Origin of the sequence: Bradyrhizobium sp. 521_C7_N1_3 (assembly GCF_052075975.1) — a bacterium.
Classification (GTDB): Bacteria; Pseudomonadota; Alphaproteobacteria; order Rhizobiales; family Xanthobacteraceae; genus Bradyrhizobium; species Bradyrhizobium japonicum.
In genome coordinates this window covers 7655693-7681437 of sequence record NZ_CP197232.1, presented here as the reverse complement: position 1 = coordinate 7681437, position 25745 = coordinate 7655693, and the positions used below count along the sequence as shown (strand labels likewise).

Genomic DNA, 25745 nt, shown 5'->3' with positions numbered 1-25745 from the left:
AAGGCGTGCCATCAGTGCTTCCGTGCGAGGGTGCCGTCAACTCGCAAATCGCGTCCACCTCATTTCGCCGCGCCGCTGATCCTCTCCTTTAGGGGCCGGTCCGGCCAACGGATTCGCGGCGCGAGGTTTCCGCTCTCACTTCTAAGCGATCGCTTAGCACAAGCAGCGACAAGCGAACCTCATCATACCTCCGCGTAGTCGACCGAGGCGCCCCTATCCGTCAAAATACGGCCGTTGACGGTCACCGAGTTCGCCTTCCCCTTCTTGGTGAACGACCACGAGCGCCCGAATCCGGGCAGGGCGACGCAAGGCCTTTCGGTAGAGACAGCCGCACCTTGACGGAGAACATAGCAGCCCATGGAGCTTCATCAGGTTCGCTACTTCCTCGCCGTCGCGTCCACGCTCAACTTCACCCGCGCGGCCGAGCAGTGCAACGTTACGCAGCCCGCTCTGACCAAGGCGGTGCAGAAACTCGAGCAGGAGCTCGGCGGCCAATTGATCTACCGCGAACGCCAGTTGACGCAGCTCACCGACCTTGGAAAAGAAGTCCTTCCGATGCTGGAGCGCACACTAGCCTCGGCAGAGGCGGTGCGTCGTCGAGCCCAGGAGTTCCAACGCAAGGAAGTCGCGCCACTGAAGATCGGCCTCGCCCCATCCATCTCGGCCTCGCTCGTCCTCGATCCGATCGCCGAGATCGCAAAGTTCGTTCCCGGACTTCACGTAGAGTTGCGCGAGGATGTGACGGAGAAGCTCGTCGACCTCTTGCTCGAGGGCGAGATCAACGCCGCAATGGTCGGCGACGTGCAGGACGTACCCGCCCGCATCGACGACTGGTCGCTGTTCGAGGAGCGCTACGTCGCGGTTCTCGCACCGACACACCGGCTCGCAAACCGTCCCTCGATCGGCATCGACGACCTCCGTGAGACCATCTTGCTGGAACGCGCCGGATGCGACATCACTCCGAAGATCCAACGGTCGTATTTCCCCGAGGAACCGCTCCACCTCGGCCACTGCAGCGGTCATGACCTGCACTTGCAGCACATGGCCGCCGCTGGCTTTGGCGTGATCCTCGCGCCCGAGCACATGCCGCACCTTCCGACGCTCAAGACCATCCCGCTCGAAGGCGACCTGGTTTCGCGGGAGGTGCGGCTACTGGCAGTGCAGGGGCGCTGCTACTCGCCGGCGCTGGATGCGTTCGTCAAGTTCGCTCGCCTTCGCGACTGGTCGGTCGTCGCTCGGACGGCGTGAAATCGTCGAATGCGTCCAGCGTCCGGAAGAACATGCGGCGCATGCGTTCACTGCGGTTGGTTCAAAAGCCATCCAAATGCGCGACGCGAACAATGCTGCCTTCCCAAGCTGTCCCTGACCTCGACAGCCGGACACTGAGCCACCACCGTCGGACTCGCGGTCGACGCGCCACGCTTACCCGCTTCCGTGGCGCCCGACGACTGGAATGGAAACGATAACGACCGGGCATTTCCAATGGTTGACGTGCCGGCCTACGCCTATTGCTCGTCTAACCAGAGTGCTTGCCGGCACAGGATTGCGTAATCTCTCTCTCTCTCTCTTGGGTGGATGCACTTTCCGCGTCGCAAGGACCTGCTCAAGTAATCGACCAGAGGAGTCCCCGATGTCGTTTCGCTTCATCACCAAGTCTATCCACGCCTACCTGATCGACTATCCTGTCGCGGTCGTCTTGATCGCCGCGCCGTTCGTGCTGGGGCTCGGTCAAAGCGGACCGGTTGCAGTGGAGCTTTCGGTCGTCGCCGGTGTGGCCGCGCTGCTTTTGGCCTCCCTGACTGACCATCCCACCGGGATCGTCCACATCATTCCCTACTGGCTGCACCTTTGGGTCGATCGGGCCGTCGGGGTGGTCTTTGTCATCGCACCGTTTGCCTTCAAATTTACAGGGCTCGACGCCTGGTACTACTGGGTCCTCGCTGCGGCTGTCCTGTTCACGACGTCAGTCTTGAACGCGCCTGAGAAGCCAGTTGCGATCCGTCCGGAATTGGGCAGGCGCGCAGCCGGCTGAAAGCTGCGATGGCGTCGTCGAGACGTCGCCGATGTTCGTCTGCAGCCGTCCACGGGACCTCGGAAAGCGACAATAACGATCACCTATCGACTCTATGGCGATAGGTGATTTTGCCGCCGGCATTGCAGGATCACTCTCCAAAGGCATGGTCCGATCAATCTCAGGATCAGGAGCTGCGATAGCGCCACGTCAGCGACGGATGCTGATTGAACGATGCAAATTCTGTGAAAGAAAAGACACTGATGTCCCACGAAGCCTACGATATTGTCATTGTTGGTGCAGGCGCAGCCGGCTGCGTCGTCGCGAGTTATCTCGCCGAATGCACCGATGCGTCGATCGCGCTGATCGAAGCGGGCGATATGGATCGCGATCCGTTCATCCACATCCCAGCGGGCTTCGCCAAACTTCTGGCCCACGACCGGCACGTCTGGAAATACGAGACGATTCCCCAGCACGGGACGAAGCGAGCATATCGCTCGGGCAAGGTACTTGGCGGCGGCTCCTCGATCAATGCGATGTGCTACGTGCGTGGTCAGACTCGCGATTTCACCGCGTGGCAGGACGCGGTCGGCGACACCGGAAAATGGTCGTATGACGACCTGCTTCCCGTCTTCATGGCGCAGGAGGACAACGACACCTTCCATGACGAGTATCACGGCATAGATGGTGGCCTGGCGGTCCAGTTGCCCAAGGGTATCAATAAACTGAACCAATATTGTCTCAAGGCATTCCAAGAATATGGGGTTCCCTATAATCCCGACTATAACGGCAAGAGCCAGATCGGCGTCTCGCCGGTGCAGTCGACGGTCGGAGACCAGCGCCGATGCAGCGCGGTCGACGCTTATCTGCGTCCGCACCTCACTTCGGGCCGCGTGGTCCTGCTCACCGGCAAGACCGTCGTTCGCGTCCTCGTCGAAAACAAGCGGGCTGTGGGCGTTGAGTTCATGGACACGAGCCTGAAGAGGATCATGGCGAACGAAGTTGTGCTGTCGGCTGGCGCAGTCCATAGCCCGACGATCCTCATGCACTCAGGCATCGGGCCGGCCGAGCAGCTGCGCCAACACGGTATCGCGGTGATCGTCGATTCTCCGGAGGTAGGCGAAAATCTCCAGGATCACCCGATGGTACCGGTCCGTGTCTATGTGAAGGGTGATCTCGGCTATCAGGCTGCCGCGCAGGGCCTCGGCAGCGTGAAGGCGGGCCTGCGCTATCTCGTCACGAAGGACGGCCCGGCGTCGGGTAATGGCATCGAGACAGTGACACACTGGAATCCATCTGATTTCACCGCCGAGCCCACGATCCAATGCTATCACGCTCCTATCGTCTTGAACGAGCAGCTCGGCCCGGCGGGCGACCGCTCGGGCATCACTTTCGAACTCGTGGTGCTTCAGCCTAAGAGCCGCGGCTGGGTGCGGTTGGCCGACAGCGACCCGACGTCAATGCCCCTCATCAACCCGAATTTCGTTGGCGAAGAGGAAGATCTGAGGGCCGCGGTGGAATCAGTGCGCGCGATCCGCAAGGTCATGGCCCAGGAATCGTTGGCGCCGGTGATCGAGGAAGAGATGGACCCCAGCCTGCATATCCAGTCGGATGCGGAGATCCGCGAATGGGTGAAGCGCGTCGTGACGACAATGTGGCACCCGGTCGGTACCTGCCGGATGGGCCAGGATGCACGAGCGGTGGTTGACGCGAGGCTCAGGGTCCGCGGCGTCGACGGCCTCCGGGTAATCGATGCCTCGATCATGCCGAACATAACCAGCGGCAATACCAACGCTCCGACCCAGGCGCTTGCGCGCCACGCTGCGACGATGCTGGTCGAGGATCTGAAACGCACCTAAGGAGGCGCGAGCAGGCGAGGCCGGCCTCCCGCCCACGCCGACCGGGAAGCCGCGCGGGAGCTGACACCGGGCCATGAGCGTCCAATGCGCATAGAAAGGTTCAGGTACCTGGCTCCCGCAGCCGTACTCGCCATCGGCATCTTTCTGGTCGATACCTTGTCATCACTGCAGTTCGCGGTCGCCTCGCTGTATGTTGTCGTCGTGTTGGTAGCTGCCCGGGATCTCGATCGTGGAGGCGCTGTCGTCGTCGGCATAGTCTGCGCACTGCTTACCATCCTCAGCTATATTCTTACGCACGGCTTCGTCCCCAATGGAACCGCAGCGTTGCGATCCAGTGTTAGCCTGATCGCGCTCTTGGTCACGACAATGCTTGTGCTCCATCGACTTTCCGCTAACCAGCGCGTCAAGAAGGTAGAGCGCGAACGTATGAACCTGGCGCGCTTCTTCCCGCCAGGCATCGCTGAACAGCTCATCAAGGCGCAGACCCCTCTTTCGTTTACGCGTTGTCAGCGTGCAGCAGTACTGTTTGTCGACATCGTCGGGTTCACTGAATTCTCATCCAACCGGCCGCCGGATGTCGTCGTCCAGACGCTGCGACACCACTTACGTATGTTCAGTGACGTGGTGTTCTCCCATCAGGGCTCGATCGACAAGTTCATGGGTGATGGGTTGATGGCCTTTTTCGGCCCGCCATTGACCAACCTGCGCGACGCGACGAACGCTGCGGCGTGTGCGATCGAGCTTATCAAATCCGTCGATTCCTGGAACCGGCGCATTGAGGCGAGAGACCAGTCGCTCCGTATCGCCGTCGGTATCCATTACGGCGAAGTCATCTATGGAGACGTCGGCAATGAAAGGAAATTGGAACTCACCCTGATCGGTGACACCGTAAATATCGCTAGTCGGGTTGAAGCCCATTGCCGGGTATTGGAGGCTTCTTTGCTCGTCACCGGCGAATTCATGGATGCATTGTCCGCGGAAAGGAGCGCGGAACTCGCCGCCGCGTTTCGCGACGAAGGCGTACACATGTTGCGTGGCCGAAGAGATCCGGTCCGTCTCTTCAGTATTGGCAGGCCGTCGTGCGCGCAGGCCAACTGCGCTTGGCGGTTGCCTCGCCAGCGGAACTCATTGAATCACGGTGGGAATCGGCAAAACCAGGCCGACCTGTCCGGCCGCAGAGCCTCTAGAGGTCGTGGGGGGACCGGTGGACCCCGCTTATCGTACAGGAAGCGCGATGCTTAGGGTGTCCATCGTAGAGCGCATAGCGTCTAAGATCAGATCGACCTCGTTCTCAGATATCCTTCCGGACTTCGCCCTCCTTGGCCATCCGCCGATGGTCGCTGGGATCTCTATTGTACGCCTTTCGGAAAGCCCGCACAAAACTCGAACGGCTCTCGTACCCCGCATTAAGAGCCACTGCGTCGATCGACATCGTCGTTGTCGTCAAATCGATCGCAGCCTGGCGCATTCTCAAGTGTCGCAAGACAGCCATCGGGGATTGTCCAAAGATGTCCGAGAAGCGCGCCATGAACGCCGAACGACTCAATCCTGCACTATGTGCCAGGCTTTGAACTGAATGGGCGGCTCCCGGCCGCGCCACCATATCGGCAAAAGCACGGGTGACCTGCCTGTCGGCAAGTATCGAGAACCGTTCAGTCCACCGTCGGGATGACTTGAGCGATCGTCGTACCAACGAGACAACGATTTGCCTGAGCAGAGAAGCTGTCATGGCTCCAACGCCGACCTCTTGCTGTAGCAACTCGTTCATGGCTTCGCGAAGTTTGAGATCGATCCTGTCCGCCGGCTCGAATTGCTCGATGACCGGTTCGCGGAGTTCTCCGAACAGCCGCACGGACTGACCAAAGGATGCGTTAAAAAAGCCGCATATCTGGACGATCTCTGGTTGCTCTTTCGGCACTGCGACGCGGAGGATGCCTTCTTGACGAGTCCAGCAGTCTCTCGAAATGAGCTTCGGAGGGCTACTTCCACCGTCAACCTCGATCATGAGTGGAGTGTTTGGCGGCACGATGATGAGTAAATGAGGGCGCAACGGTATCGTCGGCCCGCCATCAATTGATAGACGTCCCATGCCACTTAAGTTGTAGTGGATCCCGGGTACGTCAATCGTCCCAAATTCGACTCGATGGCCTCGCGGCACCAGAATCTCGGTCATGGCGATGACATCTATGTCGAGCGCCTGCATCAAATTGTTGAGGTCTGTTGTAGACAATTTGACAGTGGCGCCCGCGGGCGGCGAAACACTCTGCCCGACGAGAGCCTGCTTTGGAATCGATTTCGAATTATGCATGACTGTGGTGGCTCCTGCTAACGGCTACCAGCACCGATAGTGCTCCGAAATCTGTTCTCCGAGGATCAGCGGGGGCGTCGCCATGCCGTTCGTACCACTGAACCTTGCCTCTCGCCACTAGGCGAAATTTGGACTTGCGGAGAACGCGAATGCTCCAATAGCCATTATGCTCCGGGACTTTAGTTCCCGACCGTCATCCCGTATGCGCTACAACGCGCGCGGGATGATGGGAATGATTAAGACGACGACTTCAACGAATTTGTATCGATCGGCAGGCTGCGCACACGCTTGCCTGTTGCGGCGAAGATCGCATTGGTCACTGCAGCACTGACAATGGCCGTCGGAGCTTCACCAACGCCACCCGGAGCCTCCGCGTTCTTAATCAGGTATGTCTCCACCACCGGCACCTCGTCGATACGCATCGGCAGATAGTTGTCAAAATTGCTCTGCTCGACCCGACCATCCTTGAAGGTGATTGACCCATGGAGCGCGGCGGTGAGACCGAAAAGCGTTCCACCCTGAACCTGCGCTTCGATTGTATCCGGATTAACGTACATTCCGCAGTCAAGCGCACAGACGATCCGCTTGACTTTGACGGAGCCATCGGCCGCTACTTCGACCTCGGCGACCTGCGACGTGTAACTTCCGTATGCGAATTGTACTGAAATTCCGCGGCCATGCCGCGCGGGGAGGGGGGATGCCCACCCCGCTTTTTCCGCCGCAAGCGATAAAACAGCGAGTGCTCGCGGATTGTGGCCAAGCAATCCCTTGCGGTAGGTGACGGGATCCTGCTTCGCGGCATGAGCGAGCTCATCTATGAAGCTTTCGACCAGAAAGACATTGTGAGTCGGTCCGACGCCGCGCCACCAAGACGTCCGGACACCAGGGGGCTCGACCCGGACAAAGTCGACGTGGATATTGGGCAGCGCATAGGGCGGCTCGGCCGCCGCTTCGACGGCATCGGGGTCCAATCCGTCCTTGACGTAAGGGGGATAATAGCGAGCCATGACTGAGGAGCCGGCGATCCGATGCGTCCAGGCAACCGGCTTGCCGGCCGCGTCAAGTCCGGCCGACAGCCGATCGAGATAGTACGGCCGATACATATCGTGCTGGATATCTTCCTCGCGACTCCAGATCACCTTCACCGGGCCATCGACGTGCCTGGCGATCTTGACGGCCAGCACCGTGCCATCGGCCTCCAGCCTTCGGCCGAAGCCACCGCCAATCAGATGATTGTGAATTCTGATGGCCTCCTTTGGCAGGCCGGTGAGTTCGGCCACCAGAGACTGCGTGATCGTAGGCGCCTGCGTCCCGACCCAGATGTCGCAGCGATCCTTCTGCTGGTGGACCGTGCAGTTCATCGGCTCCATCGCCGCATGGGCCAGGAAAGGCACCTGATAGGTGGCGTCAACCCGTTGCGCCGCGGCCGCAAGGGCCTCCTCGGCAGCACCATCGTTACGGGCAACCGCGCCTGGCTTCTTGGACGCCTCCTCCAACTGCTTGACGATATCGGCGTTACTGACGTTGCCGTTCGGCCCATCGTCCCACGTGATGGCAGCGGCCTCGAGCCCCTTCTTCGCCGCACCCATATGATCCGCCACCACGGCAACAGCTTCATCGATGTTGACCACCTGCCGGACGCCCTTCACCGCCAGCGCGGCTTTCTCGTCGACCGTTTTCGCTTTGCCGCCGAGCACGGGCGAAATGGCAACCGCTGCAACCTTCATGCCCGGTAGTCGCGTATCGATGCCGTAGAGCGCACGCCCATCGACCTTGATCGATGAATCCACGCGCCTGGCACGCGTGCCGATCAAGGTGAAATCCTTCGGCTCCTTCAATTTGACGTTTGCCGCCGGCGGCACAGGCAATTTCGCCGCGGCCGTCGCAAGTTCGCCGTAGCTCAAATGCTTTGCGCCTGACGCATTGAAGACGATGCCGTCCTTGGCGCGGCAGGTCGCCGGCTCGACGTTCCAGCGCTTTGCGGCCGCCCCGATCAGCAGATTGCGACCTACTGCGCCTGCCTGACGCAGCGGTGTCCAGAACGCTCGGACCGAGGCAGAACCACCTGTATTTTGAATGCCTATGATCGAGTTGACGTAAAGCGCGTGATTTGGCGGCGCATGCTGAACCTGAATTTGGTCAAGCTTCACCTCCAGTTCTTCAGCGAGAAGCATCGAGAGCGACGTGTAGACCCCTTGTCCCATCTCGACCATCGGCATGACCAGCGTCACGGCGCCCGTTGGATTGATCCGTATAAATCCATTCGGAGCAAAAGTACCCGTGACCTCGTTCTCGACGACCTGCGAAGTGGGCGCCGCGAAGACGGAGCTCGTGCTGGCGCCGGTCAGCGAAAAGCCGAGCAGCAAACCTGTGCCCTGAAGGAAGGCGCGCCGTGACATGCCTGTTTCCTCGGCGACCTGCTCGCTCAAAATTGGCCCATTCATGAACTCAAACTCCAGCAGCCAGCCTGATCGCGGCGCGGATGCGCTGATAGGTGCCGCATCGGCAGACATTCCCCGACATGGCGGCGCCGATGTCGTCATCCGTCGGCTTCGGCATGTCTTTCAGGAGCGCCGCCGCCGACATGATCTGGCCGGATTGGCAGTAACCGCACTGCACCACCTCGAGCTCCAACCACGCTTTCTGCAAGGCTGCGCCCTGCGGCGTCCGCCCGATCGCCTCGATCGTGGTGACCGCGCTGTCTCCAACGCTGTCGATCGTGGTCTGACAGGAGCGGACCGCCTGGCCGTCGACATGCACAGTGCAGGCGCCGCACAGCGCCTGGCCGCAGCCGAACTTGGTTCCGGTCATGCCGAGCACATCGCGCAGCACCCACAGCAGCGGAATGTCACCGTCGACATCGACTTCATGGGGGGTACCGTTGATTTTCAACGTAAATGCCATGCGTGCCTCCTGAGCGCGTTGGGAGTGAGGAGTGAGTGGACGGGCGCCCACGCATTGGTAGCCCTCGACAGGATCAAGTCGCCCGATACGGCCTATTCCGGCAGATGCGACGGATTGAGGTTGCGCGGGGCGTTACTCGATGAATCTCCGATAGCGACACCCATTGATCGCAGCGCGGGACAAAATCTTCCAATAGCCGGCATGTATGGTTTCCATAGCAGCGGGGAATACTGCTGCGATGGTGCTGTCCGCCAAAGGCATCGCACTGCGCGGCGAGCGGGCGCGGGCTGATTCAGCTTCGACAATTGCTTCCAAGAGCGAAAGTGACGCGCGCATTTGGCGCATCCACCAACGCGAAGGGCTAATAAAGAGGAAGTGAGTAAGCGTCGATAATGATTGATTTGTACCGACCCGTCGAAACAACGCAGATGGTCGATCGACAAGTAGGTCCACGAACAGGTCAGTGATGTCAGACATCTTAAAGAAAATCGAAGCCTATAAGCGCGAGGAGATTGCCGCGTCCAAGCGTGCTCATCCCCTCACGAGCATCGAGGCACGCGCCAAGGCGGCGGCGCCTCCGCGCGGCTTCGTCCGCGCGATCAAGGAAAAGCATGGCGGCGGTGACCATGCGCTGATTGCTGAGATCAAGAAGGCTTCGCCATCGAAGGGACTCATCCGCGCCGATTTCGATCCGCCGGCCCTGGCAAAGGCCTATGAGGCCGGGGGCGCGGCCTGCCTCTCGGTGCTGACCGATACTCCGTCGTTCCAGGGGCATCTCGACTTCATGGTGGCGGCGCGCGCGGCGACCAATCTGCCGGTGCTGCGCAAGGATTTCATGTTCGACACCTATCAGGTCGTCGAAGCCCGCGCTCACGGCGCGGACTGCATCCTGATCATCATGGCCGCGCTCGATGACGCCGCCGCCAAAGATATTGAGGACGCCGCCATCGCGCTTCAGATGGATGTGCTGGTCGAGATCCACGACCGGGCCGAACTCGAGCGGGCGCTGAAACTCCGCTCGCCGATGGTCGGCGTCAACAATCGCAATCTCCGTACCTTCGAGACCACGCTCGCGACCAGCGAGGCGCTAGCGCCGCTTATCCCGGAGGAGCGGCTGATGGTCGGGGAAAGCGGTATCTTCACTCCGGACGATCTGGCCAGGCTTGAGCGTGTGGGAATGTCGACCTTTCTGGTCGGCGAGAGCCTGATGCGCCAGCCCGATGTGACGGCGGCAACCCGCGCGCTGCTGGTGCGGGACACGCCGGCGACGGCGGCGGGAATACGTTCCAGCCGAGTCGCGCCATCCTCTTAATAAGCGACTGCATAAGGCCGCGCTGGAATGCCTGTGCGCCTTCCGTCGATCATCTGCAACGCCGCATGACGGCGCCCTGGCCCCGCGCCTTAAGCGCGGCGGCCAGAAAATCGATCGTTTCGCGAACGCTGGGTAACATGCCGCGCCGTGATGGAAAGACGAGATGGATGATGCCGTCCTTGGCGCTCCACTCCGGCAGAATGCGGATCAGCTGTCCATGCTCTAACGTCCTAGTACTCGCCGGACGCAAAGCATTCTGATTTCGTTAGTTTGGTGTAGTTGCTCAGCACTCGGGGGATCAATGGAGCCGAGAGTCTTGATACTAAACTTTGCTTCCAACTCTGACGCCATGCAGACGCAAATCTGCAAGCAAGCGTCCGTCGAAAAGCCGCTTTGCTGCGCGCAACCGTTTCGGCACGCTGAGAGAAACTGCGGTCGCCATTCTGCAGCCGTGGCGATTGTTATGAAGTTGACAGCAGCTATCGTCAGAGCAGGGAGAAACGCGGACATTGCTTCGCTTCCCTTTTTTAGTTTGCTGAGGGGCCGCTCTAGTTCGACTCCATCTTTTTCGCCTCTGGCAATATGTAGCTATTTGCGTAGTTGTCCCCTGAAGCGGAACCACAAATGACCGATCAGTGATAGGACTATGGCGGTCAGAATTATCGGGAGCCAGATCGACGTGGTTATGATGAACAAGGATATGATCACCACACGTCCAAAGACCGATTCGGTGACCGGATTCTTAAGACGAGCGAAATAGGCGTAAATAATAAAGATGGTGGCCGGCACCATCCACGCGGCGACAAGCACCAGTAACAGGTCAACAAGTTGGCTGGCATAATGGTGCATGAGAGCACCTCCTGACAGCGTCGGCGCGAATTGCTGTCACCGCTGCGAGAGATGCGGTGATTGTCGACGATAATTGGTCTTTGTTCGCGTTGGTGGACATCTGCACGCTCGGCATCGCTGTCACGGTCGGTGCCCAAACTCTTGCGAGCCCGCAGCCTTCGATTCGCCTGAGCTAGGACCTCTCAACGCGCACTCGTTGAGATTGCTCGGGCAAGGGCTCGTCCAATGCAATCATAACCATCCGCGGTGTTGTGCAATCCGTCCCACGTTACAAGCGCGCTTTGCGCAACTCCGGCACTGACCGAGTTTCGCATCAGCGCAAAACGAGAGAATAGCCCGACCCGTTCCTGTTTTGCGACATCGATGATGATGTCCTCCATCGTCGAATAGCCAGCTGAGGCGAGCACCTGAGGCGCATATTGCAGATCCATCAACACGACATCGGCAGAGCCCGCCTTAAGTGCCCTTACCCCTTCAACAACGTTTCTTTTGAGCCCTTGGTCCGGCCGGCCACCCCAGGCGACGTCATTGGTACCTAATTGCCAGATAACGAGATCAGGCGTGTGCGCGAAAACGTCGCGCTCGAACCGCGCGATGTTGTTCGGAATCGTATCGCCGACTCGACCGCTGTTGATGACGTCGATCGTGGCGTTGGATCTAAGCCTGGAGAGTTCTCGGCGCATCACCTCCGGATATGTGGCCGCGGACCTAAGTACCCAGAGTCCCACCGTCGACGATGATCCGATCGCGACAATCTTTAGCGGCGCACCAGATCTCAAACGCGCCGCCGTGCGGGGCAATTGTGCGCCCAGCGAGACATCCAAATTTGCAGCAAGGCATCTCTCGCCAGATGATGCCTCGTTCTGCGCTCGAGAGGGCGCCGTGCTGGACAAACCGACAATCACGGCAGCACCGATCGACGCTATTGTTCGAGCGGTTCGGCTTACGCATGGCAGAATAATTCGACCCATGTTCCCCAATAACTGGTGGATTCTCTCTTGACAACCCTTGGCGTCAAACGTCTGTTTTTGATTACAGGTCGATTGAGGGGGCGGCGAGCAACACGCATGAGTCCGGGAATAAGACAATGTCCGGCAAGCCTGTAGCGAAACGGTTGGTATTCCATATCGGCGGCTACGATCCAATCACGTCGCATACCAGCGCGCAACGACGCTTTGTGCGCGAAATTGCGAGGTTCCAACGGACCTGGTCAGTGAAAGCGGCCGTTGATGGTTTGCATGAAACCGCCGACCAGATACGATGGAATGTGAGGACAGCTGGTCCCGATTGGCTCGTCGAAACCGATTACCGTCTGGTCCGATGGCACGATGTAATTGAGGCCTTCGGGCGTCGAAGCATCGGCTCACGCATTTCCGTCGGCATTCTGACGTTTCTGGATTTCGTTTTGACCGGCACTCTTTGGCGTTACTTGCAGACCAACTGGCGCTACGCACTTTTCTTTCTCTATCCATTCGTTACGTTCGGATTGCTCATCGCGGCCGGCTTTTTGATTGGCGTGGCTGCATTCAAGATCACCGGATCAATTCCCATTGCTACCGGTGGCGGCCTCTTCGGGCTCACGGCCGTGTTGGCGGGTCCGTGGCGCTGGCTGCACCTGGGCGACTTGTTCGACGATTGGATTTTTTCTTGCGAGTACATTCGATTCGGTAATTCGGAAATAGAGCAAAGGCTGGACAGATTGGCCGCCGAGCTCGTGGCTGCGGCGAGCAACTCTGCCGCAGACGAAATCTTGGTCATAGCGCACAGTCTTGGCGCCGTACTTGCGGTTGATCTGCTTGATCGCGCCTTGAAGCAGGACCCTGAACTCGGCCGGAATAAAACTCCCGTCACGTTCTTGAGCGTTGGATCATCCATACTCAAAGTAGGCCTGCACCCGAAAGCAACGCGCTTTCGCGTGACGATGGAGCGCGTCGCCAGGTCGCGCGCGATCTTCTGGGGCGATTATCAGGCCCTCGTCGACCCGTTGAACTTTTACAAGAGCCGGCCGATGGCCGAAATGGGCTTGCCGACAGAGAACGAAGCGACCGTCAGGGTCGTGAGATTCAGTCGAATGCTCGACGACGAGATCTATCGACGCATCCGCTTCCACTTCTTCCGTTTGCACAACCAATTCGTCAGCGGAAATGACAAGCGAACATCGTATGACTACTTCATGCTGACTTGCGGACCTATTCCAGCCAAATCCCAGACGCTCGCCCCGGATGGCGCATTGTCGATGATCGCTGACGACGGAGGACTGATTGCGAGCGCGGCGCCGTCGGAGGGCGAACTGCCAAGTCGTCCGGGCGCGGCGGCCTAATTCAAATGACGCCCACTATTTCGAAAATCATTTTCGTTGCCTTGGCGATCGGCTGGTACCTCATACGCTACAAGTACGCGCGGCGTTCCCGCCGTGCGAGGATTGTGCGGAGCGCTCGCGGCCCGCTGGAAATTGCCCTCCTGCTTATATCTCTTTCGGGACTCGGACTTGTTCCGCTTGTCTACGTAGCGACAGGAATGCCTCGTTTCGCAGATCACAGCTTTTATCCCTGGTTGGCTTGGCTGGGGGCTTTCTTTGCGATCGCGGCTTTGAGCGTGTTTCACCTGACACATCGTGCACTCGGCCGGAATTGGTCGGTAAGTCTCGACGTACGGGAGAACCATGAACTCGTGACGGAAGGGATTTACGGGAGAGTTCGACACCCGATGTATTCGGCATTTTGGCTGTGGGCTATCGCCCAGGCATTGCTGCTGCCGAATTGGATTGCCGGTTTGGCGGGCCTGGTCGGCTTCGGGGTCTTGTTCTTTGGCCGCGTCGCAAGGGAAGAGCGAATGATGTTGCAGACGTTTGGCGACAGCTATCGCGATTATATGGCGCGGACCGGTCGGGTCTTCCCGTGGATCCTCTGAGGTAGGCCCGCCACGTCTCGACCTGTGGTACCCACGAGACTGATTTGGAACCAGGCGCCTCAATTTGCGTGCTATTTCCGCAACATACGGCAGAAAAAGCGGTCGGAACCGCCGACTCCCCGGTCTATTCGTTGGTGCCGTGGCGAGTGTCGGGTTATTCATATGCCTGTCAGGTGAATCCAATCGTTCCCGAACAATGGTGAGAACCGATGTTGAAATTCGTTGTCCTTGGAATCGCTACTTTGGCTTTCGTGGGAACCGCAGCTGCTGCGGACCTGCCACGGCCTCAGCCGGTTGCCGCCGCGGCGCCGGTTGGCAAAGCCCCGATCGGCAAATATCCCGTGGGTAAGAGCCCCGTGGGCAAATACCCGGTCGCTGCGCCGGCTCCGTTGGTGACCAAGGGTTGATCTGACTATCCATTCGTACGCCAGCGGCGTTCGTTTGGGGTAGCAGGCTACCTGTGTCATCGGATCTTGGATCCAAGAGGATTCGAAGATGGGAGTGATTCGGAAATATCCGGGTCTAAAGCTTCTTGCAAAGGCCGCCATGCTGGCGGCCTTTGTGGGCTTGGGGGCCGGGGTCAGTGACGCGCAACCACTCGTGGCGCGTACCGACCAGCAGCAACGGGACGCTCTCCCCAGCTCGGCGACGAAGCATGCGGCGAGCATGGCTGCTGCTACGCCGTCGATATCCGATGTAAAGCCAGCTCGAAGAGCTGCCGCCACGGGTCCCTACTACGTTGATTTTCGTGCCCGCACGGCGGCAACGTACGGTCATGCATTCGTCTGGTACGGAAAGACGAGCGAGAAGAAGGTCGAGGTCGCTGGTCTGGCTCCGGCCGGCGACGAGGTGCCCTATCTCCTGGGACACATCATGTTTGTCCCTTCTGAGACGGGTGCGACCTACGGTGATCTTGACGAGCAATATCTGACGGCCAGTTATCGCGTCTATTTGTCTGAGGCAGACGCCAAGAAGGTCTTTGCTTATATCAAGCGCCAGCAGGAGTCTTCGCCGCTCTGGAATGCAGCAACGACAAACTGTACTGCCTTTATCGGCCGCATAGCGACGTTCATGGGCCTAAACGCTCCGTTTCATCTGCTGAAGCCTGAGGAATACGTCAACAAGCTCAGAGATCTGAACGGAGGGCGAAAAACGGTGCAGCTTGAACCCGGTCGGGGCTAGAATCCTCGGGTTGAGTTCATCCGGTTTTCCGCGCGTCAGGATGGGTGTGAGGTCTTCAAGACATTCAAGCGGGCTTGCAAGCGAGCTTGTTCTTTGAGGATGCGGTTCGATACGACCAACATTCGTGGGCTACCTCGCCTGGTTGATGAATAGGCCGGGAGATCATGGGAACGTCCGTGGCGCTGTGCGGCAAGGCAGCTCCACGTCCGCTTGATCGTAGCTAAGCTCTTGTTGGAAGCCGTTCTGAGGGTGAAGTCCTCCTTGGCGTAGTTGAGGAAGGTTCGCAGAACTTGTCGTCGCAGACGAAGATCACCACTTAGGCCACGGTTCTGCGTCCAGGCCGAGCATCAACATCGACCAGTGCACGTCGCGTACACGGCGGGATAATAGACGCTCTCCGTGCCGAATCGAGATCTGTACCATCAGCACGCTTGTCGCCGCCTATGGCGATCCGCGATCATGATCGCGGTGTAGCCGACCTTTGCAGCGGTCACGGCGCGGGAAGCTGCGTGTTATCAAGTCGAAAAGCGCTCCTTCAGCTCTGTGGAAATGGAAGAGCTGAGTTCACGTCGCTCGTATTCGAGCGCCATGGATCAGGCGCATTTTTTGAGCTAAGCCGTCTGAGCCGCCTGGAACGGCGCGGGCGGCCGCTCTCTTGCAGCATACTCAATGCCTGCAAACTATCGCGCCGGTATTCGGGGGACGCGGATGCGGGTCCATATGATTGTTGCCGGCCTTATCCTAGCGATCATGGGGAAGGCCAGTGCCACGGTTGTCGACAAGGGAACCGACGCGCAAAAGTCTTGCGAACTGCTGGTCAAGAACTCGCTTCGCAATCAGGACGAAGCTCGGTCCGCAGGCGCATGTGAGGGGATGATCGAGACCGCGATGATCTTTTCGCCTAATCTGCCCGCTGACGTGCGTGCATGCCCCCCCGCGCAAGGCAGCCCTTTGCAAAGTGCGAAGGTTTTTCTGCAGTATCTTGATAACAATCCGGATCGAGCGAATGAACCGGGGATCACCGTCGCGATCGAAGCATTCAGGGATGCTTGGCCCTGCCGCGGGGACGATGCCGGGACTGGACTGAAAAAGCGTGCCCCAAAAAAATCCAAATAGAACGCGTATCTGCGGATACTGATACTAACCTTGCGGCCGGCGATGTTCGCGTCAGGCCTGATTGATTCGCAATGAACTACCGCCGAGGGTGCGCGAACTGAACCGCAGTGCACACCTCCACGATCAGCATTCAACGCCTTATCGACGAGCGAAGCGAACCCTTGAGCCCCGATCAACAGCGGGGCATTGTGCCATCAACGCCCGGGCTGGAACACCATGACAATCCCCTGCCGCGTCCTGATGATCTATCCGAAGTTCGTTCCGAATTCGTTTTGGAACTATGCGGAGGCCTGCGAACTCGTCGGCGCGAAGTATCCAACGGCGCCACTCGGCCTGATCACCGTCGCTGCTATGTTGCCGCAGCATTGGGACATCCGGCTCGTCAACCGCAATACCGAAGCGTTGACAGATGCGGACCTCGATTGGGCCGATCTTGTGATGATCGGCGGTATGCTCAACCAGCAGCCTGATGCCATCTACCTGATCGATCTCGCCCACCTGCGCGGCAAGCCAGTATGTGTTGGTGGGCCGGACGTCTCCTCCAGCCCGCATCTTTACGCAGACGCGGACTTTCAGGTGATCGGCGAGGCCGAGCATGTCATCGAGCAGTTCATCGCCGCCTGGGAAAGCGGCGAACGCAAGGGCGTGTTCGTCGCCGAGAAATTCAAGATAGATGTCACGCTGAGCCCGATGCCTCGCTACGATCTGCTCAACTTCGATCACTATCTATACGTCGGCTTGCAGTATTCGCGTGGCTGCCCGTTCACCTGCGAGTTCTGCGATATTATCGAGCTGTATGGTCGTGTGCCGCGTACCAAGACCAACGATCAGATTCTCGCGGAGTTGCAGGCACTCTACGATCACGGTTATCGCGGGCATGTCGATTTTGTCGACGACAATTTCATCGGCAACAAGAAGAACCTCCGCACCTTGATGCCGCGGCTCAAAGCCTGGCTGGAAGATCACGATTATCCGTTCGAGTTTTCAACCGAAGCCTCGATCAACATCGCGGACGATAGCGAGCTGCTGCAGGCAATGAAGGATGCGAACTTCTTCGCGATCTTCGTCGGCATCGAGAGCCCGGATCCCGAGACGCTCGTGCAGATGAAGAAGAAGCAGAACACCAAGCGCAACATCGCCGAGTGCATTCACAAGATTTACGGCTACGGCATGTTCGTCACCGCTGGCTTCATCGTCGGGTTCGATAGCGAAAATGCCTCGATAGGACAGGCAATGGCCGACCTCATCGAGGAGGCGAGCATTCCGGTCTCCATCGTTGGACTGCTTTATGCGCTGCCTGGGACGCAGCTTACACGGCGGTTGGCCGCGGAAGGTCGCTTGCACCAGGGCCATGACCTCATGAACGTCGAGCAGATGGGCGATCAGTGCACGCTCGGCTGTAATTTCGATACTAAGCGTCCGCTTCGTGACATCCTTGCCGATTACAAGGCCGTGCTCGGGCACGTCTACAGTCCGGCAGCATATGCGGGACGGCTGTCGCGTCTCGCAGCCATGCTCGACCGCTCCGACCGGCGACGCGATCTCCCGGATGGCGATGTGCGCAAGAGGCTTGGCGGGATCGACAGCGTACACAAGATCATGCGGGCCCTGCCGAAGGTTCGCGAGCCGTTCTGGAAGACCTTCGTCGAAGTCGCGGAGACCAATCCGGGCGCGCTACGGTACATCGTGATGCTGATGGCGTTGTACATGCACCTCGGGCCGTTCTCGGAACGCGTGATCGGCGAGATTGACCGCCGCATCGCCGAGTTGGACGATGTACCTCCACTAAGGGCGACCGCAGTTAGTCAAGTGCTACCTCCAGCGACGGTGTAGCCACAGCCACTGATCGGGATATTCGCGGATCCAGCCCTCGATGACCGACGTGACCGCTTGCATCGTTCCCTGAATGTCGATTTGCCCGGCTGCATCGCGGACCGGCTTCACTTCTTCGGACAATTCGCCACGAAAGCGCTGTCCGGGCGGACGGATGATGCGCACGCCGTGAATTGGGCACTCAATCTGCCGTAGCAGTCGGGCAAGCATCGGATTGGCCCGGGTCTTGCGGCCGAAGAAAGTGACCTCGACGCCGTTGGTCAGATACTGATCGACCAGCATTCCAAAGTGCTGGCCATTTTTAAGGGCCTCGGCAAGTCTTAAGGGCGCGTCACGACCCGCTGGAATGAGCGTGCCCATTTTCACGGTGCGCAAATCCTGGATGATGCGGTCGGCGGACGCGATCTTGGGTCGGCGATACAGGATCGCGGTATCCAGCCCGTGCGCGACGGCTGCCAGGGCCGGAAGTTCCCAGTTGGCGAGATGACTCGCAAAGATCAGCGCCGGCTTTTCGTCGAGCCGCGCCCACCGCCGCTTGGCCAAGGGGCTTGGTCACGTCGCGAAGTTGGGGCCTTGTCCGCATTGCAACGACAACCTTGGCATACACTTTCGGCTTTCCGCAGGCTTCGGCCCGCATCATCATACCGCCGATACGCGATGCGATCAAAAATACCGACGAGTTGCGCAGGGCGCGCCTCTCGAGTCCGCCTGCAACGGAAGATGAATCGTGCGGGTTCGATCGAGTGCTTCGCGCGTAACCTTGAGCGTACCCAGGCTTGGGGTGCGGTCCAATCGCGACATCAGCTCCGAAGCCGATTGAGACTTGAGCAGCCGAAGCGATACTTCGGAGCTCGGGTCCTCGCTAGTTCTCAAGCCAGACACTCATGCCCGGCTCAAGGTCTGTCGACCTTCCCTTGGGATCGAGGCGCAGGCGTAGCGTGTTGCGGTCATGATCGCCAATCACCCGCTCGGCCTGCCAGGTGGCAAACACGCCGAGTGGCCGGAGTTCGGTGATGACGGCCTTGGTCGCGACATTGGCGCCTTGCCGCATCACATTCGCCGTTTCCCCCATCGCGAGACGATCGAGATGATCCTCTCGGACGTTGAATGAGAGCCATTGCCTGCCCGCGGCCTCGACCATCAGGATCGGCTGGCCCGCGCGAACGTTCTCGCCGACCTCGGCGGCGATGACGCTGACCACGCCGTCGGCCGGCGCGCGCAACACCATCTTGTCGAGGCGGCGCTCGAGCACGGTGACCGCGGCGGCCGCGGCCTGCACCTGCGCGTCGGCGATCGCGCGCTCCTCCCGGGTCGGTCCCGCCACGGCCGCATCGTAGTTGGCCTGGGCCTCGGCTACGCCGGCACGCGCGCTGGCAACGTCGTTTTCAGCCTGGTCGAGCGACTGCTGCGATTCAAAGCTCTGGCGCGCCAGCATGCTGGTCCGGGTGAGCTGGGCCTGCACGAAGTCGAGGCGGGCGCTGGCCTTGGCGATAGCGGCTTTCAGCGAATCGACCTGTTCGCGACGGACGCCGGCATAGACATTGTTGCGGTTGGCGGTCGCCGACGCGAGCGCTGCACGTGCCTGGTCCGCCTGCGCCGTCAACTCCACCGCCGAGAGCCGCGCCACGACGTCGCCGGCCTTCACGGAGGCTCCCTTCTCGACCGCGATCGAGACCAGCTGGCCGTTGACCTCCGGCTCGACCCTGATCTCGGTCGCGCGCACGACGCCGATGATGGCCGCGGGCGGCGCCCGATGTCGGATGACATAGAGCAGCACGCCCGCCGCGACCAGCGCGAGCGGAATGGCGATGAAGGCGGCAGGTCTAAGGTTGGGCATATCCCTGTCTCCTCCTGACGGCAAATGCCGAGATCACCGCGAGCGCGAAATAGCCGAGCGCCAGGCACCACAGCGCGAGCCAGTCATGCGAAACCTCCCAGATGCCGGCGCCTAATTGGTTGATACGCACGAGGCCGTCGATCGCGGAGTCGGCCGGGAACAGCCGGCCGAACGCAAGGGCCACATCTGGAATCGCTTCGCGCGGCCACGCGAAGCCGGCCATGAAGAACTGCGGGAGGCTCGTCGCCAGCAGCAGGATGGTTGCGTTCTCAGGCCGCGTGAACCAGGCCCCGACGGCCTGACCCATGAAGCTCGTTGCGAGCAGAAAGACGCTCGCGAGCGCGAGGATCTGTGGAAGATGGCCGAGCGTCGAAAAACCGTAGATGCGGGGCAGCACGATGACGTAGAGCGCGAGCGCAGGAAGGTAGACGGTCAGATGCGCGATGCCGCGGCCGAGCACGCCGGCAAAGGCTGAGCCTCCACTTGCTAGCGCAGTGCCGGTCAACATCGCCGCGCCGATCAGCAGAGTTTGCTGCAGGATCAGGATGAACGCCGCCGGAACGACGTAGCTCGCATAGCCGCCGACCGGGTTGAAGATCGGCTGCAGCAGCACATCGGCCGGGCTCGACGTCGCAAGCTTCGCCTTGACGAGGCTGCCATCCGAGCGCGCGCCGCGCGAAACCAGCTCGGACGTCAAGGTTCCGATGGCGGTGGCCAACCCGCTGGCGCTCGTTCGGAAGATGAACAGATAGGTTGCGTCCGCATAGACGGGTATGTGAGCGGTGATGCCCTTGAGCACGTCGCGTTCCGTGTCGGGCGGAAGCTCGACGACGGCAAAGGCCTGCCCGCGATCAATCGCGCTGCGTGCTTCGGCCAGTGTTCGGGAGCGAACCGTCACGCTCAATGCGCCGCTCGCATCCAGCGTTTCGACGATCTGCCGGCTGAGATCGCTGAGATCGTTGTCGACGACCGCAATCGGAAGCTTGCGAAGGATCTGGTTCAGATAGGGTTGGGGATAGTAGATGCCGTAGACCAGCGGGGCGACAAACAGGAGAGTGAAGGCGCTCCGCGTTCCCAGCACGCGCCGCCACTCTGCCGCGAAGGCGCCACCGACGCCGCGCGGCGTGTCGCTGGCCTCGGATGGCTCGGCAGCCCGCGCCGTCGCAAACCAGCCCTTGCGGGTGACGTTCGCCATGCGCAGCCATGCCAGGCCGGCAAACAGCAACGCCAGGCCCGCAAGCGCCGCGAAGGGAATAGCGGAATCCGCGACCGGCAATCCCCGCGCGGCTTGTCCCAGCAGGACGGCCATGTACCAGCGAAGCGGCAGGATCGCACCCCATGTCTGCGCAAAGGCATTCATGCCGATGGTGGGAAAGCCGACGCCGGCATAGCCGAATGCGGGTGAGGCGATCAGGCCCGCAAGCCCGAGTCCGGTGGCGAGATCGCCGACCAGAAGCTGGAGCAGGGCGCCGAGCGACAGATAGGCGATGATCAGCAGCGAGGCCGCCGCGATCATCAACGGCAGATTACCTTTGAAGGGGATATTCAGCACGCCTTCCAGGAACAGCGGCTCGGCCAGCATGATCAGGACGAAGATGCAGAACAGCGGCGCGAGCTTGCCGGCTAGCGCGACAAGCGGATCGCCGCCGGCGCTTTCGAGCCACGCCCGCGCGTCGCGGCGGCGGAATTCGGAGCCGACGGAATAGCCGGCGGCAAGGGTCATCACCACGTGGATGATGGTCGGCAGCAGCGCGCGCAGCAAGAACTGCGCGTAGTTCTTCTGCGGATTGACGAGCGCCATGGTCTCCGCCTTGAGCGCTCCCAGGGACGCTGGCGCAGGTGCCGCGCGACTGGCGGGAGCGGCTACCGCTGCCGCGGCGGAAAGTGAATCGCTCAGACCCGAGGATGCGATGCCGGAGGGAGTCAAAAACTGCTGGTTATAAAATCCGACGATCTGCGGGCGGCGCGCGGCCTTCAGGTCGCGCTCGAAATCTGACGGGATATGGACGGCCGAGATCGACTTGCCGGAACGTATGTCCTGCACGGCCGTGGACAGCGTGCCGGAGCGATCGACGATCTTCAGGCTCGGCGACGCCGCAATGTATTCGACCAGGGCACGCGAGGCGTCCGACTTGTCCTCGTCGACGACCGTCACGCCTAACCCGCGAATGACCGGATGACTGAACACCGTCGTGAGCACCACGAAGGCGAACAGCGGCACGCCGAGAATCAGCAGCAGCGCCACGCGATCATGGATCAGCCAGCGGCATTCGCGCCGCACGACCATCCAGAACCCGGGCTTGGAGGCCGCTATCATTGCCGCGACCGCCAGTCGAGATAGGCGCTCATCCCCGGCCGCAGCTCGGGCACCGGTTGTACGGGATAGGCGCGGATCGAGAACGTGCGCAGATCGAAATCGCCGGACGCGCGCGTGGCGCGCCAGCTCGCATATTCGCCCTTGGTCGCGATCAGCTTGATCTCGACGGTGATGGAGTGGTCGCCGAGGGCCGGAATGCGGACATCGAAGCGATCGCCGACCTTCAGGCCTTTGACGAGATCCTCGCGCAGATCGAAATGCACCCAGAGGTCGGCCAGATTGATCAAGGTGATGAGCGGGACGCCCGGCGATACATATTCGCCAGGCTCCACGTTGCGCTGATAGATCTGTGAGGCTACGGGCGCATAAACCACGAGCTGGTCGATGATCGATTGAACGCTCTGGATATCGGCACTGGCCTTTTCGACATTGGTCTTGGCAATGGCCCGCTCCTCCTTGGTGTAGCCATTGACCGCCTGCTCATAGGCCGATTTGGCCTGGTCGACGGCGCGCTCGCTTTCGTGCAGCGCATCGGTTGCCTGGTCGAGGCGGGCCTGCGGCGCGTTGCCTTGCTCGGTCAAGGTGTGTGTACGGTCAAACGTCTTCTGTGCCAGCACCAGCGCCGCCTGCGCCCGCTCCATTTCCGCCTTCCGTGCCGCGATCACTTCCACCCGCGTTCCGACCAGCACGTTGGCAAGCTGCGCGTCCGCGACAGCCTTGGCCGCCTTCATCTGCTCGTGCTTGGCCAGCGTCTCTGGATTGTCGATCTGGACCAGCACTGCGCCCGCAGCCACGTTCTGGCCGCGCTCGACGGGAATCTTGCCGACCCGTCCGTCCACGCGCGCCGCGATATCGAGCCGCGTTGCATCGACCTCGCCCTGAACCAGCAAGGGCTCCGGGCGCAACAGATAGAAGACGGAAAGCCCGACGACAGCAGCCGCAACGACACCGACGATGATAGAGGGCGTGCGTGTCGGGTTGCGCGCGGCTTTCGCCGGTCCGTTACTCGGCACGTCGGGCGTGCTTTGAACGTCCTTGTCAGAGCTTGGCACGTCCATGCCTGACTCCCTTTCTGGTGGCCGGACGGCCTTAGCTTATTCGGTTGTCAGGCCCAGCCGCAATCGCGAGGCGATGAATTGTTTTGAGTCAGAGCCGACCATGTAACCTGTCCGTTGCCCACGCTTGGATGTTTGATCCCTGACTTGTTGAAAGCTGCTGCTCTGTCTGGAGCGATTTCCAGCTTCTGTCTGATCTTCGGATGCTAGCCGGGGAAGTCGCGGAACTCCTTGACGAGATTAAACGGAATTTTCCACCCGGCGCCTCCGCCGCGCATCAGCATCTTGATGTCTTCCGCTCTGTTTTCTTTTCCGGTTTTCGGATCGGTCTCCAGCGTGTGACCTTGGCTGTCCCAAGGTTTGGTCGCGCTCTTCGAGTAGTAGCCGAGGAAATGGCCGGATTCATGGGCAGTCGTGTTAGGCCCGCGCTGCGAGCTGATGAGGGCAAGGTCCAGCCCTCGAGCAAACGAGCCATTGGCGGAGCCGCCATTGGACCAAACCTTGTCGACGCAGAAAATGGTTAGATGGGCGCCCTGAACTTTGTGTTTGACGAAGAAGCCCTTCAGTTTCTCGATGTCGATGACATCGGGAAAGGTCGCTAGGCTCGCATCCTTCATGCCAGTCGCATTGGCGAGCTCCTGTTTGATGGCAGCCTGCGAGTCGTCGATCACTAGCCAGTCGCTTGGCACCCGCTCGAAGCGGATGTTGGCCTGCGGCCTCCATATATTGTTCATCGTCAGCAATTCATCTTGCTCGTTGCAGGGCTTCTTGGCGTGAAACGCCGGAGCGCCACCACCCCCCGGAACCATGACATTGCGGAACGCCACCTTGATCTTGATTTCCGGCAGCACGACGACATGGAGCTTGGCTTCGATCTTCCGGCCGGCCGACCGGGCCACCACCTCCAGGCCGGGAAAACCAATCGGCTTAATCCGGCCATTGATTTCGAAAAAACGTGCATCGCCATTGAAGGTAGCGGGAAGCGACGCCGCCCTGAGCTGCGGATCGATATCGGGTTTGGAGAAGGTGTCTCTGGCCTGCATGACGCGTCTAAGGGTATCGGCGCCATCGATCTCCTTGATCCCGAGGGCATGGGCGTTGGGATCGACTTTGAGCTTTCTTCCGGGATCGATCAGCGCCACGATGTTGGAGCCGCCGAACGGCACCACCATGCCCGGCGGGCTGCGGCGCTCATCGATGCCGGAGCGGCGGAAAACCTCTTGAAAGGCGGCCATGTCTGGTTCTCCTGTTTTAGTTCGGTCCGTCAACGCGAAATTTTGCGTGCGGAAATGAGAGCCTCGTTCGGCCCCGGGAACACAATCTGGCCGGCCCCCGCGGCGAGAATCAGAAAGTTTCGGCGGCGAAGTTTCATGGCCAGTCCCTCCGCAACAATTGGGCACGGACGACAATAGGCGTAGCCTACTCCGCTTTCCGGAGAGCGCGGAAGGCCAATCAATGTCCGCTAATGGCCCTGTTGAGGGCGCCCGCACCTCGCCTTTGAACTTCCCCGAGCGTTCACGTCACTACTAGTCATAGCCGTGGTGGGAGCCGACGCTCCCTCCGGCGCTCAGCTTAGGGCAGGCCACGCCAGCAACGGGAGAAATTGCCATGGGACGCGCGCCGCAGCCACTGCCGCAATACACGCCGCCGGGCCCGGTGGAACAGATGCCCAATATGGCGACGCAACCGCAGTGCTCGCCGCTTGCCAAGGTTCACAGCGCCGACGTCTTTCCGTACGTGGCCAATGAAGTCGCGACGTCCCGCACCGAGGTCGGCCATCTCGGTGTGGACGTCAATCTGGTCCCGCCGGCCGGCATCTGCCAATATCTAATCATCTGGGATTTCGGCGTCGACTGGCGGCATCTCAAGAACATCGCCAAGCGCGATCCGCTGTTGGCAGCGCAGCTCATCCGATTCGAGACCGACAAGTCGTTGCAGTTCCAGATCGTCGGATACAGCGACAGCACCGGCGCCGAACGGAACAACATCTTCCTGCGCACGGGCCGAGCCAAAAACGTCTTTCACCTGTTCGGCCCAAGCGCCCGCTCGCGCGTCTTCTCCGTCAAGCCCGCTTCACACTACGAGTATCTGAAGGACAACACGACCGTGATGAACAGGGCCGCCAATCGCGCTGTGGTCGTCGAAATCTTCGCCGGCGGCGGCGGGACGATCTAGCCACCTTCCACAACGCGAACGGAGGGGCGGGCGGCTCCTATTCGTGCGGACAGCGTTTCAGCGCTTGCGGGGCCTAG

General features: G+C 60.3%; 22 protein-coding genes and 1 pseudogene. 12 read left to right on the top strand and 11 right to left on the bottom strand.

Features of this window, described 5'->3' with window-relative positions:
* Nucleotides 1-357 precede the first annotated feature (357 nt).
* The 4 genes from AB7008_RS36170 (at nucleotide 358) to AB7008_RS36155 (ending at nucleotide 5112) form a co-directional block, all read left to right on the top strand.
* On the top strand, nucleotides 358-1248 hold the full coding sequence (locus tag AB7008_RS36170) for a LysR family transcriptional regulator (RefSeq protein WP_212454043.1): 891 nt from the start codon (nucleotides 358-360) through the stop codon (nucleotides 1246-1248).
* Nucleotides 1249-1630: 382 nt separating this feature from the next.
* Nucleotides 1631-2032, top strand: a complete 402-nt coding sequence (locus AB7008_RS36165) for an SPW repeat domain-containing protein (protein WP_038935461.1) — start codon at nucleotides 1631-1633, stop codon at nucleotides 2030-2032.
* A gap of 242 nt (nucleotides 2033-2274) precedes the next feature.
* Nucleotides 2275-3870 carry a GMC family oxidoreductase gene (locus tag AB7008_RS36160; RefSeq protein ID WP_441260343.1) on the top strand — a complete coding sequence of 532 codons (1596 nt, stop codon included), beginning with the start codon at nucleotides 2275-2277 and terminating at the stop codon, nucleotides 3868-3870.
* A gap of 84 nt (nucleotides 3871-3954) precedes the next feature.
* A complete protein-coding gene (locus tag AB7008_RS36155; protein ID WP_304490889.1) occupies nucleotides 3955-5112 on the top strand; it encodes an adenylate/guanylate cyclase domain-containing protein in 1158 nt (385 codons plus the stop codon).
* A 49-nt stretch (nucleotides 5113-5161) separates the two neighbouring features.
* Here AB7008_RS36155 and AB7008_RS36150 read toward each other — a convergent pair whose 3' ends face one another.
* The 4 genes from AB7008_RS36150 to AB7008_RS36135 all read right to left on the bottom strand — a co-directional run bounded on the left by AB7008_RS36150 (nucleotide 5162) and on the right by AB7008_RS36135 (nucleotide 9559).
* Nucleotides 5162-6178 carry a helix-turn-helix transcriptional regulator gene (locus tag AB7008_RS36150; RefSeq protein ID WP_304490888.1) on the bottom strand — a complete coding sequence of 339 codons (1017 nt, stop codon included), beginning with the start codon at nucleotides 6176-6178 and terminating at the stop codon, nucleotides 5162-5164.
* 236 nt (nucleotides 6179-6414) lie between these two features.
* Nucleotides 6415-8622: a molybdopterin cofactor-binding domain-containing protein gene (locus AB7008_RS36145; protein WP_441260342.1), complete on the bottom strand. Its 2208-nt coding sequence runs from the start codon at nucleotides 8620-8622 to the stop codon at nucleotides 6415-6417.
* A 4-nt stretch (nucleotides 8623-8626) separates the two neighbouring features.
* Nucleotides 8627-9082 (bottom strand): (2Fe-2S)-binding protein, encoded by a 456-nt coding sequence (locus AB7008_RS36140; RefSeq protein ID WP_014493466.1) that lies wholly within the window; start codon nucleotides 9080-9082, stop codon nucleotides 8627-8629.
* Nucleotides 9083-9214: 132 nt separating this feature from the next.
* Nucleotides 9215-9559, bottom strand: a complete 345-nt coding sequence (locus AB7008_RS36135; protein ID WP_304490886.1) for a hypothetical protein — start codon at nucleotides 9557-9559, stop codon at nucleotides 9215-9217.
* Between AB7008_RS36135 and trpC the strand changes: the two genes are divergently transcribed.
* On the top strand, nucleotides 9549-10394 hold the full coding sequence (gene trpC / locus AB7008_RS36130; protein ID WP_304490885.1) for an indole-3-glycerol phosphate synthase TrpC: 846 nt from the start codon (nucleotides 9549-9551) through the stop codon (nucleotides 10392-10394). The two genes, AB7008_RS36135 and trpC, sit on opposite strands and share 11 nt — an antisense overlap.
* A gap of 588 nt (nucleotides 10395-10982) precedes the next feature.
* On the opposite strand, the gene AB7008_RS36125 is transcribed toward trpC, so the two are convergent.
* Both AB7008_RS36125 and AB7008_RS36120 read right to left on the bottom strand, forming a co-directional pair.
* Nucleotides 10983-11243, bottom strand: a complete 261-nt coding sequence (locus tag AB7008_RS36125) for a hypothetical protein (RefSeq protein WP_028156861.1) — start codon at nucleotides 11241-11243, stop codon at nucleotides 10983-10985.
* A gap of 182 nt (nucleotides 11244-11425) precedes the next feature.
* A complete protein-coding gene (locus AB7008_RS36120; protein WP_304490884.1) occupies nucleotides 11426-12214 on the bottom strand; it encodes an SGNH/GDSL hydrolase family protein in 789 nt (262 codons plus the stop codon).
* Nucleotides 12215-12330: 116 nt separating this feature from the next.
* Between AB7008_RS36120 and AB7008_RS36115 the strand changes: the two genes are divergently transcribed.
* From AB7008_RS36115 to AB7008_RS36090, 6 genes are all read left to right on the top strand, one after another.
* Nucleotides 12331-13563, top strand: a complete 1233-nt coding sequence (locus AB7008_RS36115) for a hypothetical protein (RefSeq protein ID WP_441260341.1) — start codon at nucleotides 12331-12333, stop codon at nucleotides 13561-13563.
* Nucleotides 13564-13568: 5 nt separating this feature from the next.
* A complete protein-coding gene (locus AB7008_RS36110; RefSeq protein ID WP_441260340.1) occupies nucleotides 13569-14153 on the top strand; it encodes a protein-S-isoprenylcysteine O-methyltransferase in 585 nt (194 codons plus the stop codon).
* Between the two features lie 209 nt (nucleotides 14154-14362).
* Nucleotides 14363-14560 (top strand): hypothetical protein, encoded by a 198-nt coding sequence (locus tag AB7008_RS36105; RefSeq protein ID WP_014493472.1) that lies wholly within the window; start codon nucleotides 14363-14365, stop codon nucleotides 14558-14560.
* Nucleotides 14561-14648: 88 nt separating this feature from the next.
* Nucleotides 14649-15335 (top strand): hypothetical protein, encoded by a 687-nt coding sequence (locus tag AB7008_RS36100; protein ID WP_441260339.1) that lies wholly within the window; start codon nucleotides 14649-14651, stop codon nucleotides 15333-15335.
* Nucleotides 15336-16004: 669 nt separating this feature from the next.
* Nucleotides 16005-16451: a Rap1a/Tai family immunity protein gene (locus tag AB7008_RS36095; protein WP_441260338.1), complete on the top strand. Its 447-nt coding sequence runs from the start codon at nucleotides 16005-16007 to the stop codon at nucleotides 16449-16451.
* Nucleotides 16452-16667: 216 nt separating this feature from the next.
* The gene (locus tag AB7008_RS36090; protein WP_441260337.1) at nucleotides 16668-18284 is read left to right on the top strand and encodes a B12-binding domain-containing radical SAM protein; all 1617 of its coding nucleotides are present in this window, start codon (nucleotides 16668-16670) and stop codon (nucleotides 18282-18284) included.
* On the opposite strand, the pseudogene AB7008_RS36085 reads toward AB7008_RS36090, so the two are convergent.
* The 5 genes and pseudogenes from AB7008_RS36085 to AB7008_RS36065 form a co-directional block, all read right to left on the bottom strand.
* Nucleotides 18264-18806, bottom strand: a pseudogene (locus AB7008_RS36085) (lipid A biosynthesis lauroyl acyltransferase); the annotation flags it as partial. The gene AB7008_RS36090 and the pseudogene AB7008_RS36085 overlap by 21 nt on opposite strands.
* A 340-nt stretch (nucleotides 18807-19146) precedes the next feature.
* Complete coding sequence (locus AB7008_RS36080) at nucleotides 19147-20121, bottom strand: HlyD family secretion protein (protein ID WP_441260336.1); 975 nt, start codon at nucleotides 20119-20121, stop codon at nucleotides 19147-19149.
* Nucleotides 20108-22438 (bottom strand): ABC transporter permease, encoded by a 2331-nt coding sequence (locus tag AB7008_RS36075; RefSeq protein ID WP_304490878.1) that lies wholly within the window; start codon nucleotides 22436-22438, stop codon nucleotides 20108-20110. Before AB7008_RS36075 ends, AB7008_RS36080 begins: the two co-directional genes overlap by 14 nt.
* On the bottom strand, nucleotides 22435-23496 hold the full coding sequence (locus AB7008_RS36070; protein WP_304490877.1) for an HlyD family secretion protein: 1062 nt from the start codon (nucleotides 23494-23496) through the stop codon (nucleotides 22435-22437). The genes AB7008_RS36075 and AB7008_RS36070 overlap by 4 nt, the downstream gene beginning before the upstream one ends.
* A gap of 203 nt (nucleotides 23497-23699) precedes the next feature.
* The gene (locus tag AB7008_RS36065) at nucleotides 23700-24728 is read right to left on the bottom strand and encodes a hypothetical protein (RefSeq protein ID WP_304490876.1); all 1029 of its coding nucleotides are present in this window, start codon (nucleotides 24726-24728) and stop codon (nucleotides 23700-23702) included.
* A gap of 373 nt (nucleotides 24729-25101) precedes the next feature.
* Here AB7008_RS36065 and AB7008_RS36060 point away from each other — a divergent pair, with 373 nt between their 5' ends.
* A complete protein-coding gene (locus AB7008_RS36060) occupies nucleotides 25102-25668 on the top strand; it encodes a hypothetical protein (protein WP_304490875.1) in 567 nt (188 codons plus the stop codon).
* The last annotated feature ends 77 nt before the right edge of the window (nucleotides 25669-25745 follow it).